The organism is Streptomyces sp. NBC_01197, assembly GCF_036010505.1.
Taxonomy (GTDB): domain Bacteria; phylum Actinomycetota; class Actinomycetes; order Streptomycetales; family Streptomycetaceae; genus Streptomyces.
This window is the reverse complement of sequence record NZ_CP108569.1, coordinates 4,377,921-4,393,813: the sequence shown is the minus strand read 5'-3', so window position 1 is coordinate 4,393,813 and position 15,893 is coordinate 4,377,921. Positions and strand designations below refer to the sequence as shown.

Below are 15,893 nucleotides of genomic sequence, written 5' to 3'. Positions count from 1 at the left end.
TTACCGCACGGCCGCCCAGTTCATTAAGGGCCCCAGGGGCAAACCTGCGGGCACAGTGGTTCGCCGGCCCGGCCCGGGGCGCTCGCTACGCCGAGATCGGCTGCGCGTCGTCCGCCGTGGCGTCGTACACGTCCGCGTACACCTCGAAGAGCCGCCGGACTCCCAGCGCTCCCAGCACCTTGTTCACGTGCGCGGCGCCGCCCTGGCCCGACATGCCGTCCACTTCGCCGCCGCCCGGCAGGATCAGCCGCAGCCGGCCCTGGCAGGAGCGCATCAGTCTGCGGGCCGCGATCAGTACGCCGACGCCGCTGGAGTCGCAGAACACCACGTCCGACAGGTCGAGCACCACGTCGTGGCAACCGACGGCCACCGCGTCATGGACACGCTGCCGGACCTCGGGGGAGCTCACCAGGTCCATTTCACCCGATATGCGCAGGACGAGCCATACACCGCGTTCGGCTTCGATCACGTTCAGCATCACGGGACTGGACCTCTCCGCTGTCGGTCTGCCGGTCCGGAAGATCCGGAAGTTTGCGTTCCACACGGGCGGCTGCCCCACCGATCGCTCATGAAACACCGCCCCCACCATAAACGCGCAGACGATTTCATACAGAAGAGATCACATTGAGTCGCCATCGACGTTACCGATCAAGGGAATCGGTCAAGGAAGCCGATCAAGGAGCGGTCAACGGCCGGACCGGCAGCGGAGAACCGGGCGGCGGAGAACCGAACGGCACACCGGGGGCGGCCGCCCCCCTATCACCCCGGGCCGGTCCGCGACCGTACTTGGTGCAAACAGGCGCACTCCGCAGGCCCTGCGGTTACTGTCGAAAGGTACGAGAGGCAGATGTTTGGGGGACTCATGCCGAAGGACGCACCACCCCGCTGGGACCGCAGGATGCAGCAGCGGCTCGCGCGGGGTGAGGCAGCCGCGCTGGGCGAGCTGTACGACCGGTTCGCCTCCCTCGTACACAGCCTGGCCCACCGCGTGCTGGACGACGACGACGCGGCCGACCGCGTCACCCGTGAGGTCTTCGTGCACGTCTGGGAGAACCCGGAGGAGTACGAGCCGAAGCACGGTTCCATGCGGTCCTGGGTCGCCACACTCGCCCACCGCCAGGCCGTCGAGCGACTGCGCCAGGCCGAGACGGCCTCCCTCGCCGCCCGTGGCGAATCCACCACGGAGGAGACGGAAGAGCTTGAGCAGAAGGTGCGCAAGGCGTCGGCTGCGGCCCGCGCCGACTACATCGTGACCTCCATGCCGGCACCGCTGCGCGCCGCGCTGGAGCTCGCGTATTTCCAGCGCAGGGACTACCGGCAGACCGCGGCCGACCTCGGAGTCACCGAGGACGAGGCCCGGCGGCGGCTCCGGCTCGGCCTTCAACTGCTCTCCACGGCCAACACCAGGCCGGCCGACGGGGCCTCTCCGCCCGGATACGGCCGTGCCCTGTGACGGGGCCGGCAGAGGAACCGGCCGGATGCCCCGATGAGGACGTTCCAGCGCGGATACCGGGTCCGCGCGAGGCCGCCGACGACCTGGCCTCCCTTCCGACGACGCCGACCCCGCCTCCGGTGAAGCTCTCGCACAAGGTCCTGAAGTCGCTGCTCGGCGCCTGGGCGCTGTCGGCCTGCTCCCCCGAGGAGACCGAGGGGGTCGAGGACCACCTCACCGACTGCGCGCCCTGTGCGGACGAGGCGCTGCGCCTGCGGGACGCCGTGGCGCTGCTGCACACTGAGCGGAACCTCGACCTGGACCCGCTGCTGCGGGGACGGGTCCTCCAGGGCTGCCTGGGCCGCAGGCCGGCCCGCATCCCGGTGCCGGAGTGGGCGGCGCCGTACGACGCGGAGACCGCCAGGCTGGACGCCCTGCTGAACGACTTCGGCGACGCCGAGTGGCACGCCCCGCTACGGCTGAAGTGGTTCGAGGACGAGCACGCCACCTCCCGGCGGACGACCGTCGCCGGCGTCATCGGGCATCTGCTGACCGTCGACGGCCTGGTCTCGACCGCGCTCGGCCTTGACGACGGACTGGACGGCATCCTGGGCAGCGAGCCGCCGCTTTCCCCCACGGAGCGCAGCGAGCGGTACTGGCGAGCGCTCACCGCTCCCCCGAACCGTACGATCCGCGAGCCGTGGCGCGAGCAGAGCCACACCCTGATCCGTACGGTCTCCTTCGCGGGCCAGGACGTCCCGCAGATCTCCGTACCGTACGGGGAGTTCAGCCTGCCGCTGCGGGACTCACTCCTGGACCGCGCCTTCGAGTGCTGGGTGCACGCCGGGGACATCGCGGAGGCCGTGGACTATCCGTACGACCCGCCGACCTCGGCCCATCTCAACCTCATGATCGACCTGGCGGCCCGGATGCTGCCTGTCACGCTGGCGGGCCGCCGTCGTTCAGGACTGGCGAACACGAGGCCGTCCGGGCCGGTGCCGGAAGGGCGGCCGGGCCGTTCGCTGCGGCTGGAGATCGAGGGCGCGGGCGGCGGCGACTGGTACATCTCACTGGACTCCCCGGCCGTGAAGGGCTCGCCCGACCACGCGGTTGCGCATGTCGCCCTGGACGGCGGGGAGTTCTGCCGGCTGGCGGCGGGGCACGTGGAGCCGGAGGAGGCGGTCGCCGGACAGGAGGGCGACCGCGAGGCGATCCGTGACGTGCTGTTCGCTGCGGCGTCGCTCAGCCGGATGTAGGGCGGCGGGGCGCTCACGCGATGCCGCGATGCTATCGGCGTTACCCCACGGCTTCCCAAGGGCTTCCCAAGGGCTTCCCAAGGGCTTCCGGGCAGCCTGCCCGTTCCGGACGAGAACGGCGGCGTCCTACGAGAACAACGGCGGCGTCCTACGAGAACAGAGGCCCTACGTGAACACCACCGTGCGGCGGCCGTTCAGCAGGATCCGGTGCTCCGCATGCCACTTCACCGCCCGCGCGAGCGCCTGGCACTCCACGTCCCGACCGATCGCGACCAGCTGGTCGGGGGTGACCGCGTGGTCCACCCGCTCGACCTCCTGCTCGATGATCGGGCCCTCGTCGAGGTCGGCCGTCACATAGTGCGCCGTCGCGCCGATCACCTTCACGCCCCGCGCATGCGCCTGGTGGTACGGCTTCGCACCCTTGAAGCTCGGCAGGAAGGAGTGGTGGATGTTGATGATCCGGCCGTTCAGTGCCTTGCAGAGGTCGTCCGAGATGACCTGCATGTAGCGGGCGAGCACCACCAGCTCGACGTTCTCCCTGCGGACCAGGTCGAGCAGTTCCGCCTCGGCTGCCGCCTTGTTGTCCTTCGTCACCGGGATGTGGTGGAAGGGGATGCCGTACGAGCCGGCCAGTTCGGCGAAGTCCGGGTGGTTGGAGACCACAGCGGCGATCTCGACGGGCAGCGCGCCCGTACGGGACCGGAAGAGCAGGTCGTTCAGGCAGTGGCCGAACTTGCTGACCATCAGGACGATCCGCATCCGGTCATCGGCGCGGTGCAGCTGCCAGTCCATGTCGAAGGCGTCACCCACGGCGGCGAAGCTCGCGCGCAGCTTCTCCAGGGACACCGGCTGCTCGGCAGCGAAATGCACCCGCATGAAGAAGAGGCCGGTGTCCCGGTCCCCGAACTGCTGGCTGTCCTCGATGTTGCACCCCGTGATGAACAGGTAGCTCGACACGGCATGCACAATGCCCTGTTTGTCCGGGCAGGAAAGCGTGAGGACGTACTGGTCGGTCATGACAGCAGGGTGCCACAACCGTCCGCCGTCAGGCGGCCCTGGTCACGATGCGGAGCACTTCCAGGGTGCGCGGCGCCACATCGGGGTCGTCACCGTCGGCGGTCGCCAGCCGGACATGGGCCTCGCGGGCGGCGCGTACCGCCTCCGGCCAGCCATGGTGCTCCATATAGACCGATACGGGAGCATCCGCCCCGACCTGGTGCATGATGCGCAGCACACGGAGCACGGCCACGTCCACGAGTGCGGCCTCGCCGGAGTCCCGGAAGACCGTCCCGACGTACTTCTCGGCGGACCAGTTGTCGAGCCAGGTGTCCTCGACCAGCCGGTACACGGCGTCGGTTATGTCCCCGTACTCCGCACGGCCCGCCAGCCAGCACTCCTGGTGGAAGGCCGGATCGGAGAGCATATGCAGCGCGGAGCGCACATTGGCGCGCCAGCGCCACCACGGCATGTCAGTCAACGGCATGCCGTCCATGGTGGTGGAGCGACGGCCGCGGCGGGAAGCGTTCGGGGAACCTTGCACGATTTCGATCGTACGTTCCCGCCGGACGGAGTCTGCCGGACCCCCGTAATTCACCCTGCCGTCACTCAGCGTTGAGGTCGGGCCACCGCCGCGTTACCCGCGGCGCGGCAGGGTTGCCGACCATGACCGGTTGGCGACGTTCCCTCACCGTCCTCGCGCTCTGCACGGCAGTCGGGGCCTCCTCCTCACTGGTCGCCGGCTGTGGGTCGCTGCCCGGGGAGCAGGGCGGGTCCAGCGGCACGGTCACCGTCATGACCTGGGCTCCCGAGTCCACCAGGGCGACCAATATGCCGGGGATGCCCGCCATGGCCGCCGCCTACGCCCGCTGGGTCAACGCCAGGGGCGGTATCAACGGCCACCGGCTCCGCGTCCTCACCTGCAACGACCACAACGACCTGATCGGCGCCGGGAACTGCGCCGAGGGGGCGGTCAAGGAGGGCGTGGTCGCGGTCGTCGGCTCGTACAGCCTCTACGGCCAGTCGTTCATGCCGCCGCTCGAAGCGGCGGGCATCCCGTACATCGGCGGGTACGGCGTCTCCAGCGAGGAGTTCAACTCCGCGCTCTCCTACCCGGTTAACGGCGGCCAGGCGTCCCTGCTCGCGGGCAGCGGGCGGCAGCTCGCCCGGGACTGCGACCGGGTCGCGCTGGTCAGGCCCGAGACCGTCGACGGCGACGAGCTGCCGAACCTCCTCGACACCGGTCTCGGGGAGGGCGGCCGGGGCCCGGCCAAGGACATCCCCACCACCGAGGACGCGAGTGAGTACGGCGCGCAGGCCGCCGAGGCGCTCAGGGCCGTGGGCACGGGGCCGGGTTCGCTGCCCTCCGGCGGCGGGACGACCGGTAGCGGGACCGGCACCGGATGTGTGGGTGCGGTGCTCGGCGACCGTACGCAGACGTTCGTCGACTCGTTCCGGCGGCAGGAGGGGGCCGGCCCGCCCGACGGGCCGGGCCGGCAGGTGCGGATCGCCTCGGTGCTGGGCAGCGTCGGGCAGGGCCTGGTCGACAGCACGGGCGGCAAGGACGGGCCGTACGAAGGCGCGTACGTCACCGGCTGGTACCCGGTGGCGGGAGATCCGCGCTGGCAGCCGATGCGCGACGTGATCGACAAGTACGCCTTCAACGACAACAGGATCGACCCAGCCGACGCCGGCGTGCAGACCACCTGGATCGCGTACACCGCGCTGAAGGAGGTCATCGAGTCGCTCGGCGAGGGCCACATCACGGCGGACGACCTGACCGGGGCGCTCGACGGCGGGCTCGCCGTACGGACCGGCGGACTCACCCCCACCCTGCGGTGGCGCTTCCAGGACATGCTGGCGTCGCGGGACTTCCCCCGGCTGGTGAACCACCAGGTGACCTACCAAGTGGTGCGCCGGGGGCGGCTGGTGGCGCTGCGGAAGGGCGCGGTGGATGTGGGGCCGACGCTGGAGAAGGCGTCACTGTCGGAGTGAGGCAGCGGGAATGCGCGCGGGCAGGCAGTCCGGGCCGCAGTGCGACAGGTGGGCAGGCGCGGGGGCAGGCAGTCCGGGCCCCTCCCCCGCCGTCCCCGCTGTCAGAGCTGGTCGCCCCTGCGCTGCGTCAGGCTGTACTTGTCCGCGATGGCGTTCCACAGGGTGGACGCCTGCTTCTTCGCCGCGGTGGCCTGGCCACTGGCCGCGTCCCCGCGGCCGGCCGCCGGAGTCCGCTTGGCGTGGCCGTGCTTGCACTCCTTCTTGCCGTTGGCCGCGACGGCGTGGGCCCAGTCCGCGTACTGCTCGTCGGCGGTCGCCGAGGCGTTCCACCCCGTGGTCAGCGCGCTGGTCAGCTTGGCGTGGTCCGGCAGCTTGTCGACCGAGAGCGCGCCGAGCCGGGTCACCAGCGCGTGGCGCTGCTTGGCCGCGCCGCGCAGGTCCGACGCCGCCTTCGGCAGGTCCTGGCAGGAGCGGATGTTGCCGACCGCCGCGATCACCGCTGAGCGGCTGTTGTTGCTGTCGGCGAGCAGCTTGTCGAGCGCGACGGCCTGCGGCTGCGCCGGATCCTTCGCCGCCTCGGGCGCCGCCTTCGAGCCGGTGGTCGATGTGGCGCCCGCGGGCTGCGTGTCGTCCTTCTTGCCCGAGCCGCCCCCGCTGAGCAGCGCACCCGCGCCCAGGCCGATGACGGCGCAGCCGACGACGACAGCGGCGATGATCGGCGTACGGGACTTGCGCCGGGCTGTTCCGGCGTCGGCCCGGGAGGACGGTTCCGGGGCGTATTGCGGCGGCTGCGCGCCGGATTGCTGCGGTCGGCCGTACGGGCCGTTGCCGGGCGGGGCGTTGTGCGGGGCGCCGCCGCCGTACGGGGCGTTGCCGTAGGGGGGCTGGGCGTCGAAGCGCGGCAACTGCTGCGTCTCACCGGCGGCTTGCGGCCCCGCCGCGTTGTCCGTACGGAACAGGTTGTCGAACTCGGCGGGCGGCTGCCGGTCCTCGGGGGCGCCAGGTCTGATGCGATAGGGAGCGCCGGAGGGGGCGGGCGGGACCGGCGGCAGGAACTGCGTGGGGTCCGCGTCCGACCCGGGGGCGGCCGGGGCGGGCCCGGACTGCTGGTGGTAGCCCAGGTACTGGGTGGACTCCGCCGGGCCCTCGGGCGGAGTGGGGACGGGGGCGATGAACTGCGTCGCGTCGCTGTCGCCCGCGCCCGGAACGGCCTCGGGGGGCAACGGCTGCGCGAATGAAGGGGTTTGCGGTGAACCGTGTGCGGGGTTGTGCCCCGGCCCGGACGGCTGCGCGGCGGGGGGCAGCGGCTGGTACGGCTGCGGCTGGTACGGCTGCGGCTGGTACGGCTGCTGCTGCTGCTGCGGCATGGGCTGCTGGAACTGCGGCTGCTGGTGCGGCTGCTGGAGCTGCGGTTGCTGCTGCGCCTGCTGCTGATACGGCTGCGGAAGTTGCTGCTGCTGGTGCGGCGGGGGCAACTGCTGCTGGTGCGGCTGCTGAGGTATGTGCGGAGGCTGCTGCTGGGGCGGCTGGGATCCGCCGTCCTGGGGCCCCCAGGGCTGGCCCCACGGCTGGCCACCGGCCGGGATCGTGTGCTCGCCCGCGACTTCCGGGATCCACGGACCACTCCCGTCGGACGGCAGTACGACACCTTCGTGCGCGCGCCGCACAGCTGGAAGCTGCGGCTCGTCGCCCTGTCCGTTCTGCGTCACCGGGACTCCTACTGCACGTGGACCTACGGAATCGTCGGTTCACGCTACCGGGTGAATCGACGCGTCTGCCACGGGGCGGTGGATGGGGGTGTGCGATGTAACACATGAGGGGTGCCTGGCGCTGTTCTTGGGGCGGTGGAGGTGCGCGTACGGGGCGGGTGGCTTGTTCTCGCCCCTGCCGTACGCGGGTTGCCACAGCCCGCACACAGGACAGGTCGATGAGTCGGGCCGGGCCACAACGGGTCGGGTCGGTGCCCAGCTCTCCGATCGCGGGCACCGGTCCGCACCGCCTCCTTCCCCCTTCCCCTTCCCCCGGTGCCCGAGCCACTACGCCGCCAGGATGTCCATCCGCGCCCCCAGCTCCCGGACCACCGTCTCCTCCCCGAACGGCTCCAGCCGCCCCCGCAGGTCGTCCAGGTAGTCCGCCCCCCGGCCCGACCGCACCGTGCCCAGCAGTTCCACCGCGCGGGTCCCCGCCCGGCAGGCCTGTTCCACCTCTCGCTGCTGGAGCTGCGCCGTGGCCAGCAGGACCAGACCGATCCCCCGGCGGCGGGCCTTCGTCTCCGGAAGGCCGGCCAGGGCCTCCTCGGCGCGGCTCGCGCCCGCCGCCCCCTGGCCCAGGTCGCGGTGGCAGTGCGCCAGTTCGTCCGCCAGATACGCGCCGTCGAAGTGGGCGATCCACTCCGGGTCGTCGCCCGCGTCCGTACCGGACTCCGCACGGTCCATCGCCGCCAGGGCCCGCCCCGCCACCGCTTCGGCGGCCCGTGCGTCGCCCATCAGCGCGTGGCCGCGCGCCTCCGCCGCGTAGAACATCGACTCGGCGCGCGGCGTGACCCGCCCGCGCGCGCCCTCCTGAGCCGCCCGCGCGAGCTGCGCGATCTCGCGCGGGGTGCCGAGTTCCGCGGCGAGGTGGCTCATCGAAGCGGCCAGCACATAGCCGCCGTAACCGCGGTCGCCCGCCGCCTGGGCCAGCCGCAGGGCCTGGATGTAGTAGCGCTGGGCGAGTCCGGGCTGACCGGTGTCGACCGCCATGTACCCGGCGAGTTCGGTCAGCCTGGCGACGGCGGCGAACAGCTCGCGGCCCACCCCGTCGCGGTACGAACCGGCCAGCAGCCCGGACACCACGCTGTTCAGGTAGTGGACGACGATCGGCCGCACATGGCCGCTGCCGAACCGGTGGTCCAGCTCCGTGAGCGCGGCGGTCGTCGCCCGCACCGCCTGGACGTCGGACAGCCCGACCCGCGCCCCGGCGGCCCGCGCCACCTGCGCATCCGCTCCGGTGATCAGCCAGTCCCGGCTCGGCTCGACCAGCGCGGACGCGGCGACCGTGGACCCGGAGAGGAAGTCACGGCGCCCGACGTCGCTGCGCCACAGCTCACAGACCTGCTCGATCGCGCCCAGCACGGTCGGCGAGAACTGCAGCCCGACCCCGGAGGCCAGGTTCTTTCCGTCGGCCATCCCGATCTCGTCGATCGTGACCGTACGGCTGAGCTTGCGGCCCAGCGCCTCGGCGATGATGCCGGGCGCCCGGCCACGCGGCTGCTGCCCGCGCAGCCATCGCGCGACGGACGTCTTGTCGTAGCGGAGATCGACACCGCGCTCCGCCCCCACCATGTTGACGCGGCGGGCGAGTCCGGCGTTGGAGCAGCCGGCTTCCTGGATGAGTGCCTGAAGCCGTTCATTGGGCTGACGGGCGACGAGAGGCCTGGCGGCCATGAATACCCCCTGATACGTGCGGCGATCACTGATCCGGTCGGGTTGATCACTGCCCGGGAAATGTCGGGAGAATGCGGTGAAAGACGGGAGTAATCCCGGCATTCTTCTTGACACCCCGCTGAGGGATACCCGCTCCAGGGGGTGCATTCGCCTGCGCGCCCCCGCCCATGCCTCCATGCGCCCCGTATGCCGTCAAACCGCCGCTCTCCCCGGCGTATTGACCCCGTAACCCCAGGTGACGGCGGGAGTTGAGCTGTTCGTGAAAGAGACCACCACGGGTACGCAAGCCGCACAGATCCCCCAGCAGCGCACGGAACTGCTGCTGGACAGCGCCGTACGGTACGCGGAGGAACGGCACTGGGACGTGCTCCCCGGCACCTGGCTGGAGGCGAGGGAAGGCGTCGAGCGGTGCTCCTGCGGTGACGTCGCGTGCTCCGCGCCCGGCGCACACCCCACGCGCCCCGACTGGGCGGCCGAGGCCACCGGCAGCGCCACAGCCGCCCGCGCCCGGTGGTCCAAGCAGCCGCGTGCCTCGATCCTGCTGCCGACCGGACGGACCTTCGACGCCATCGACGTCCCCGAGACCGCGGGCTTCCTCGCGCTGGCCCGGATGGAACGGCTGGACGTCACACTCGGCCCGGTGACCTGCACGCCGCACCGCCGGATGCTCTTCTTCGTACTGCCGGGCGCCGGGGCCAAAGTACCTGATCTGGTACGGAGGCTGGGGTGGGCGCCGTCCACGATCGACCTGGTGGTCCGCGGCGAGGGCGACTACGTCGCGGCGCCGCCCACCCGGGTCGGGGCCGCCGGGGCCGTGCAGTGGGCGCGGCGGCCGACGGCCGCCAACCGCTGGCTGCCCGACGCGGACGAGCTGACCGGCCCCCTCGCGTACGCCTGCGGCCAGGAGACCCGGCCGGTAGCCGATAGCCGGTAGCCGGTAGCCGGTAGCGAGTTGATTGCCACAGGCGGCCTGGAACCGGGTCCTGGATGCAGGGCCCGGCCGGGCGGCAAGCGACCGTAGGGTGGGCGCAAGAGCTGGGACTCCGAAAGGCGCTGCACCATGCCGGACCAGGCAGCCGTACGGGTTAAGGGACTGTGGAAGCGGTTCGGGGAGCAGATCGCGGTCGCCGGGATCGATCTCGATCTGCCCGCGGGCCAGTTCATCGGCCTGGTCGGCCCCAACGGGGCGGGCAAGACCACCACTCTCTCCATGGTGACGGGCCTGCTCAGGCCCGACCAGGGCACCGTCGAAGTGGCGGGCCACGACGTCTGGCAGGACCCCGTAGCGGTCAAGTCCCGGATCGGCGTACTGCCCGAGGGACTGCGGCTGTTCGAGCGGCTGTCGGGGCGTGAACTCCTCGCGTACAGCGGGCGGCTGCGCGGACTGCCCGGCCCCGAGGTCGACAAGCGGGCCACCCAACTCCTGGACGTACTCGACCTGGCGGGCGCCCAGCACAAGCTGGTGGTCGACTACTCGACCGGGATGCGCAAGAAGATCGGGCTGGCCGCCGCGCTGCTGCACAACCCCGAAGTGCTCTTCCTGGACGAGCCGTTCGAGGGCGTCGACCCGGTCTCCGCGCAGACGATCCGCGGCGTGCTGGAGCGCTACACCCGCTCCGGCGCGACGGTCGTCTTCTCCAGCCATGTGATGGAGCTGGTCGAGTCGCTCTGCGACTGGGTGGCGGTGATGGCGGGCGGCCGGATCCGCGCCCAGGGACCGCTCGCCGAGGTACGCGGAACCGCGCCTTCCCTCCAGGAGGCGTTCCTCGAACTGGTCGGCGCGCACGGCAGGCACGCCGGGGACAGCCTCGACTGGCTGGGCGGGAGCCCGCGATGACCGCGACGACCGCCACCGCCCCGGACACCCAGCGGCCCGCCCCCTCCCTCACCGCCGTCTTCATCGGGCTGAAGCTCTCCCTGCTCCGCAACGGCCTGCGCCAGTCGTCGGGCCGCAGGGCCGCGTACATCGCGTCGGTCGCCGGCTCCCTGTTCTTCGCGGCGCTGTTGCTTCTCGGCCTCGTCCTGCTGCACGGCCACCCGCACGCGGCCACCCTGACGGTCATCCTCATGCTCGTGCTCGCGGTGGGGTGGGCGGCGATGCCGCTGTTCTTCCCCGGCGGGGACGAGACGCTGGACCCGAGCCGTCTGGTGATGCTGCCGCTGCGCCCGCAACCGCTCGTACGGGCCCTGCTCGCCGCCTCGCTGGTGGGCATCGGGCCGCTGTTCACGCTCTGTCTGGCGGTCGGTTCCGCCTTCGCCGTGGCGACGAACGCGGCGGCAGCGGTGGCCGCCGTCATCGCCGTTCCGCTCACCGTGCTGAGCTGTGTGGCGCTGGCGCGGACGGTGGCCGCCGCCAACGTGCGGCTGCTCACCTCGCGCAAGGGCCGCGATCTGGCCGTACTGAGCGGTCTGGTGATCGCGATCGGTATCCAGGCGGTCAACTTCGGTGCGCAGCGGCTCGGCAGGGCCGGCGGACTTTCCGCACTCGACCCGACCGGGGACGTGGTGCGGTGGCTGCCGCCGGCCTCGGCGATCGGCGCGGTCGACTCGGCGAGCGCCGGCTCGTACGGAGCGGCCGTGGCCCAACTCGCCATCGCGGCGGCCTTCCTGGTGATCATGCTCCAAGCCTGGCGGCGCACCCTGGTCCGGCTGATGACCTCGCCGGACGGCTCGACGCTCGCGGCGGCCGGACCGAGCCGCAAGGAGTCGGCGGGGGGTTTCTCGCGGCTGCTGCCCGAGGGCCGTACGGGCACGGTGATGCTCCGGACCCTGCGCTACGTCTGGCGCGACCCGAAGACCAAGGCCGCGTGGATCGCCTCGCTCGCGATCGGACTGATCGTGCCCCTGCTCAACGCGGTGCAGGGCAGCGGTTCCATCTACTTCTCGTGCTTCGCCGCGGGGATGCTCGGCATCCAGATGTACAACCAGTTCGGCCAGGACACCTCCGCGTTCTGGATGGTCGCGCAGACCATCTCGTCGCCCCGGGACGCGTTCGTCGAACTGCGGTCGCGCGCCCTGGCCCTCGGCCTGATCACCGTCCCCTACACCGCTCTGGTCACGGTGGTCACGGCCGGTCTGCTCGGCGACTGGGGCGCGTTGCCCGAGGCGATGGGGCTGGCGTTCGCCCTGCTCGGCGCGATGCTGGGGACGGGCGCCGTGACCTCGGCCCGCTTCCCGTACTCGATCCCGCAGGACAACGCCCACAAGAACGTCGCCCCGGGGCAGGCGGGGCTCGCCTGGATCTCCATCTTCGGCGGAATGGTCTCGGCGGCGCTGCTCTGCTCACCGGTGATCGCCCTGCTGATCGCCCTGCACGTCACGGGCCACGAGCCCTATCTGTGGATGCTGCTGCCGCTGGGCGCGGTGTACGGGACGGCGGCGGCCTGGGCAGGACTGCGGGCGGCCGCACCCCAGGCTGCCGGCCGGCTGCCGGAGATCCTCCTGGCGGTCAGCAAGGGGTGAGCTCTGGGGCAGCGAGGGGCCTGGGGGGGGCCGGGGGGCCAGGGGGCTTGCCCGCCCGGCCCCCGCTACTGCGCGACCACCGCGTCCAGGAACGGCTCTATCGCCGCCCGCCACGCCTCGGGCTGGTCGTAGTGGATCAGATGGGCCGCGTCGGCCACTTCCGCGTATTCACCGCGGGGCAGCACCCTGACCATCTCCTGTGACTCCGCCCGGCCCAGCTCGCCGTCCAGTCCGCGGACCACCAGTGCCGGGCACTGCACCTGAGCCAGCTCCTCCCAGTGCGCGTCGAAGACCCAGGTCTCACGGGACTTCAGCATCTGGCGCCGGGAGAAGACCGGCCGCCAGCCGTCGGCGCTCTCCGCCATCACCTCGGCGAAGAACTCACCGCGGGACGGATTCGGGCGCTCCACCCAGGGGTCGTCCTCGCCGAACCACTTCCGTACGTCGGCGAGCGTCGCGAAGGGGACGGGCCAGGAGCTGAACCAGTCCTCCCATTCGCGCTGGGAGGCGACCCCCAGGGCGGAGGCCCGCATGTCGCAGATGATCACGGCCCGGACCAGGTCCGGCCGTTTGGCCGCGAGCTGCCAGGCGGTGAGGGCGCCCATCGAGTGGCCGATGAGGGTGACGGGGGCGAGCCCCAGCTGAACGATCGCGGCCTCCGCGTCGGCCACGTAGGCGTCCCGGGTGTACGGGCCTTCGGCCGGCTTGTCGCTGCGTCCGTGGCCGCGCTGGTCGAGGGCGACCGCGCGGTGCCGCTCGGAGAGCCAGCGCGCGGTGGACGCCCAGTGCGAGGCGCGGCCCATCAGCCCGTGCAGCAGTAAGACGCCGGGCGGGCGCTCGGCGCCCCCGTCGGTGTCCTTGGGCGGGTCGGCGAACTCCCAGGCGGCAAGGCGTACGCCGTCGGGTCCGGTCACGTCGATGCGCTGCACCATGTTCTGGCACCCCCTTCAGTCCCCCGGGTGGTCGGTCCGCACCTGCCGCAGGCCGCTCAGGTGGTAGATCCATGTCGCGTCACACAGGCTATCGAACTCGCATTCGAAAATACGGTTCCCCTCCTCAACACCCCACCTTCGAGTGACAACTCCCGAGGATTGAGGGTTGCTGCCCGGGGGAGATTTCGTGCGGGGGGCGGACCACTCGGGGATGAGGGTCCGCTCAGGCCGACCTTGAGAGCTCGGGGCTCCAGGTCGGCGCGGGGAGGTCAGGCCCCGGCGCTTCCGAGCGCCGGGGCCCTCTGCGTGCGGGGCCTCCTGGTGCGGGGCCCGGCATGGGACCCGCTGCGGGGCCCGGTGAGTCCGCGACAGACGCATGCATCTGCTCCCCTCCCTACCGGACGGGCGGGCCGCATCGGGCCGCGACAGGTCCGGACCTGACACCGTCGTCAGGTCATAGGCGTCAGCCTCGCACGGGTTACGTGCGGCCGGGGCCGTTCCCGCACCATTGCGCGGGCCGACCGCAACCGCCCGCCCAGCGCACGACGGACCTCTGCTTCCAGGACCTCTGCTTCTGCACTACCGCTACCGCACTACTTGCTGTCGCACTACTGCTACCGCTATTGCTGCCGCTCTGGCTACTGCTTGGCCACAAAGACGTGCGAAGCCACTTCGGGGTTGAGCTCGGCGGCCTCGCCGCCGCTGCCCACCAGGACCCCGCCGGGCGACTCCGTGACACTCACCACCGAGCCGGGCTGCACCCCCGCGCGACGCAGCGTGTACATCAGCTGGGCGTCGGTCTGGATGGGCTCGCCGATCCGGCGCACCACCACGTTCTTCCCGTCGGCGCCCGGATCCAGCTCGGCCAGGCTCAGCAGGCCCTCGTCGAGGAAGGGGTCCGCCTCGGCCTTCTCGCCCAGCTCCTCCAGACCCGGGATCGGATTGCCGTACGGCGACTCCGTGGGATGGCGCAGCAGCTCCAGCACGCGCCGCTCCACCGCCTCGCTCATCACGTGCTCCCAGCGGCAGGCCTCGGCATGCACCTGCTCCCACTCCAGGCCGATCACGTCGACAAGGAGGCACTCGGCGAGCCGGTGCTTGCGCATGACGCGCGTCGCCAGCCGCCGGCCCTCCTCCGTCAGCTCCAGATGCCGGTCGCTCGCGACGGCCACCAGGCCGTCACGCTCCATGCGCGCCACGGTCTGGCTGACCGTCGGCCCGCTCTGGTCGAGCCGCTCCGCGATGCGGGCCCGCATGGGGACCACACCTTCCTCCTCCAGCTCAAGGATGGTGCGGAGGTACATCTCCGTAGTGTCGATCAGCCCACTCATACGTGCCCCTATGCTCCGCTACCGCTATGGCCCTCATCCAATTCTGACGCATACCTCCGACAACCGGTCCGCGCAGGACGTGGGCGGTATTGACACCGCCCTGGTACGGACCGCACCGTGATGCGCATGAGCAGCGAGAACAGCGGGAGCAGCGGCCTTGCCGGCGAGTTCTTCGACGCCGCGATCGGCCTGCTTCGCCAGGTGCGCGACGAGGAGTCACAGAACGTGGCGGCGGCCGGTTCCGCGATAGCCGACACCGTGCAGGCGGGCGGCCGCCTCTTCGCCTTCGGCGCGGGCCACTCCTCGCTGGCCGCTCAGGATGTGGTCTACCGCGCGGGCGGCCTCGCCCTGATGAACCTGCTCGCTGTCCCCGGCACCCTCGGCGTCGACGTCAGGCCGGCCACGCTCGGCTCGGCCCTGGAGCGGGTCGACGGTCTCGCGAGCGCCGTGCTCCACTCCAGTCCGGCCGCGGCCGGCGACGTACTCGTGATCATCTCGCTCTCCGGGCGCAACGCGCTCCCCGTGGAGATGGCGATGAGCGCCCGTGCCCTGGGTCTGAAGGTCATCGGCGTGACGTCGGTGGCGTACACGAAAGAGACCACGTCACGGCACTCCTCCGGTACGTACCTCAAGGACCACTGCGACATCGTGGTGGACAGCAGGATCCCGGTGGGCGACGCGGAGCTCACCGCCGAGGGGGTCGAGGCCCCCTTCGCGCCCGCGTCGACCGTCGTCGCCAGCGCACTGATGCAGGCGATGATGGCCTCGGCGGCAGGCGCACTGGCCCACCGCGGCATCGAGCCACCGCTGCTGCGCTCGGGCAACGTCGACGGCGGGCACGAGTGGAACGGCCGGGTGTTCACGGAGTACCGCGACCGGATCTTCTACCAGCACTGAGGTTGGACGCCCCTTATTCCTCATTCCTCCGCACGCGAGCACGCGGCACCCCCGGCTGTGCTTTCATCCAGCAGGGTTGCGTACATATCAACCGGAACTCTCATTGAGTACACCGTGGTTCGGCCATAGGTTCGCGCCGAGACCGACACCGCGGTGTGTCCGACTGC

At 71.5% G+C, this 15,893-nt stretch carries 15 protein-coding genes; 8 read left to right on the top strand and 7 right to left on the bottom strand.

The window, feature by feature from the left end:
* Window positions 1-85: 85 nt before the first annotated feature.
* Window positions 86-481, bottom strand: coding sequence for an STAS domain-containing protein (locus OG452_RS20155; RefSeq protein ID WP_327296971.1), 396 nt, complete (start codon window positions 479-481; stop codon window positions 86-88).
* Window positions 482-862: 381 nt separating this feature from the next.
* Here OG452_RS20155 and OG452_RS20150 point away from each other — a divergent pair, with 381 nt between their 5' ends.
* Both OG452_RS20150 and OG452_RS20145 read left to right on the top strand, forming a co-directional pair.
* The gene (locus tag OG452_RS20150) at window positions 863-1,453 is read left to right on the top strand and encodes a sigma-70 family RNA polymerase sigma factor (protein WP_327296970.1); all 591 of its coding nucleotides are present in this window, start codon (window positions 863-865) and stop codon (window positions 1,451-1,453) included.
* Window positions 1,450-2,688 (top strand): zf-HC2 domain-containing protein, encoded by a 1,239-nt coding sequence (locus OG452_RS20145; protein ID WP_327296969.1) that lies wholly within the window; start codon window positions 1,450-1,452, stop codon window positions 2,686-2,688. The genes OG452_RS20150 and OG452_RS20145 overlap by 4 nt, the downstream gene beginning before the upstream one ends.
* A 165-nt stretch (window positions 2,689-2,853) precedes the next feature.
* Here the strand turns inward: OG452_RS20145 and purU are convergent, their stop codons facing one another.
* Window positions 2,854-3,705: a formyltetrahydrofolate deformylase gene (purU, locus tag OG452_RS20140; protein WP_327296968.1), complete on the bottom strand. Its 852-nt coding sequence runs from the start codon at window positions 3,703-3,705 to the stop codon at window positions 2,854-2,856.
* 28 nt (window positions 3,706-3,733) lie between these two features.
* Window positions 3,734-4,180: an SCO4402 family protein gene (locus OG452_RS20135; protein WP_327299705.1), complete on the bottom strand. Its 447-nt coding sequence runs from the start codon at window positions 4,178-4,180 to the stop codon at window positions 3,734-3,736.
* Window positions 4,181-4,350: 170 nt separating this feature from the next.
* Between OG452_RS20135 and OG452_RS20130 the strand changes: the two genes are divergently transcribed.
* Entirely contained in the window at window positions 4,351-5,679 is a 1,329-nt protein-coding gene (locus OG452_RS20130; RefSeq protein ID WP_327296967.1) for an ABC transporter substrate-binding protein, read from the top strand.
* 101 nt (window positions 5,680-5,780) lie between these two features.
* On the opposite strand, the gene OG452_RS20125 is transcribed toward OG452_RS20130, so the two are convergent.
* Window positions 5,781-6,902: a hypothetical protein gene (locus OG452_RS20125; RefSeq protein ID WP_327296966.1), complete on the bottom strand. Its 1,122-nt coding sequence runs from the start codon at window positions 6,900-6,902 to the stop codon at window positions 5,781-5,783.
* A gap of 33 nt (window positions 6,903-6,935) precedes the next feature.
* Here OG452_RS20125 and OG452_RS20120 point away from each other — a divergent pair, with 33 nt between their 5' ends.
* On the top strand, window positions 6,936-7,496 hold the full coding sequence (locus OG452_RS20120) for a hypothetical protein (protein WP_327296965.1): 561 nt from the start codon (window positions 6,936-6,938) through the stop codon (window positions 7,494-7,496).
* Window positions 7,497-7,715: 219 nt separating this feature from the next.
* Here the strand turns inward: OG452_RS20120 and OG452_RS20115 are convergent, their stop codons facing one another.
* Window positions 7,716-9,104 carry a transcriptional regulator gene (locus tag OG452_RS20115; RefSeq protein WP_327296964.1) on the bottom strand — a complete coding sequence of 463 codons (1,389 nt, stop codon included), beginning with the start codon at window positions 9,102-9,104 and terminating at the stop codon, window positions 7,716-7,718.
* 259 nt (window positions 9,105-9,363) lie between these two features.
* Here OG452_RS20115 and OG452_RS20110 point away from each other — a divergent pair, with 259 nt between their 5' ends.
* The 3 genes from OG452_RS20110 (at window position 9,364) to OG452_RS20100 (ending at window position 12,566) form a co-directional block, all read left to right on the top strand.
* Window positions 9,364-10,038: a bifunctional DNA primase/polymerase gene (locus OG452_RS20110; RefSeq protein ID WP_327296963.1), complete on the top strand. Its 675-nt coding sequence runs from the start codon at window positions 9,364-9,366 to the stop codon at window positions 10,036-10,038.
* 126 nt (window positions 10,039-10,164) lie between these two features.
* Window positions 10,165-10,941, top strand: coding sequence for an ABC transporter ATP-binding protein (locus OG452_RS20105; protein ID WP_327296962.1), 777 nt, complete (start codon window positions 10,165-10,167; stop codon window positions 10,939-10,941).
* Window positions 10,938-12,566 (top strand): transporter, encoded by a 1,629-nt coding sequence (locus OG452_RS20100; protein WP_327296961.1) that lies wholly within the window; start codon window positions 10,938-10,940, stop codon window positions 12,564-12,566. Before OG452_RS20105 ends, OG452_RS20100 begins: the two co-directional genes overlap by 4 nt.
* A 65-nt stretch (window positions 12,567-12,631) precedes the next feature.
* Here the strand turns inward: OG452_RS20100 and OG452_RS20095 are convergent, their stop codons facing one another.
* Together OG452_RS20095 and OG452_RS20090 are read right to left on the bottom strand one after the other, a co-directional pair.
* A complete protein-coding gene (locus tag OG452_RS20095; protein WP_327296960.1) occupies window positions 12,632-13,498 on the bottom strand; it encodes an alpha/beta fold hydrolase in 867 nt (288 codons plus the stop codon).
* Between the two features lie 638 nt (window positions 13,499-14,136).
* Window positions 14,137-14,829 (bottom strand): metal-dependent transcriptional regulator, encoded by a 693-nt coding sequence (locus OG452_RS20090; RefSeq protein WP_327296959.1) that lies wholly within the window; start codon window positions 14,827-14,829, stop codon window positions 14,137-14,139.
* 126 nt (window positions 14,830-14,955) lie between these two features.
* Here OG452_RS20090 and OG452_RS20085 point away from each other — a divergent pair, with 126 nt between their 5' ends.
* Window positions 14,956-15,726 carry an SIS domain-containing protein gene (locus OG452_RS20085; protein WP_327296958.1) on the top strand — a complete coding sequence of 257 codons (771 nt, stop codon included), beginning with the start codon at window positions 14,956-14,958 and terminating at the stop codon, window positions 15,724-15,726.
* The last annotated feature ends 167 nt before the right edge of the window (window positions 15,727-15,893 follow it).

Bases quoted from the DNA above. Each gene is read 5' to 3' on its own strand.
- OG452_RS20130 (WP_327296967.1), top strand. From the start codon at position 4,351: ATGACCGGTTGGCGACGTTCCCTCACCGTCCTCGCGCTCTGCACGGCA.
- OG452_RS20105 (WP_327296962.1), top strand. From the start codon at position 10,165: ATGCCGGACCAGGCAGCCGTACGGGTTAAGGGACTGTGGAAGCGGTTC.
- OG452_RS20150 (WP_327296970.1), top strand. From the start codon at position 863: ATGCCGAAGGACGCACCACCCCGCTGGGACCGCAGGATGCAGCAGCGG.
- OG452_RS20115 (WP_327296964.1), bottom strand. From the start codon at position 9,104: ATGGCCGCCAGGCCTCTCGTCGCCCGTCAGCCCAATGAACGGCTTCAG.
- OG452_RS20085 (WP_327296958.1), top strand. From the start codon at position 14,956: ATGAGCAGCGAGAACAGCGGGAGCAGCGGCCTTGCCGGCGAGTTCTTC.
- OG452_RS20100 (WP_327296961.1), top strand. From the start codon at position 10,938: ATGACCGCGACGACCGCCACCGCCCCGGACACCCAGCGGCCCGCCCCC.
- purU (WP_327296968.1), bottom strand. From the start codon at position 3,705: ATGACCGACCAGTACGTCCTCACGCTTTCCTGCCCGGACAAACAGGGC.
- OG452_RS20135 (WP_327299705.1), bottom strand. From the start codon at position 4,180: ATGGACGGCATGCCGTTGACTGACATGCCGTGGTGGCGCTGGCGCGCC.
- OG452_RS20095 (WP_327296960.1), bottom strand. From the start codon at position 13,498: ATGGTGCAGCGCATCGACGTGACCGGACCCGACGGCGTACGCCTTGCC.
- OG452_RS20090 (WP_327296959.1), bottom strand. From the start codon at position 14,829: ATGAGTGGGCTGATCGACACTACGGAGATGTACCTCCGCACCATCCTT.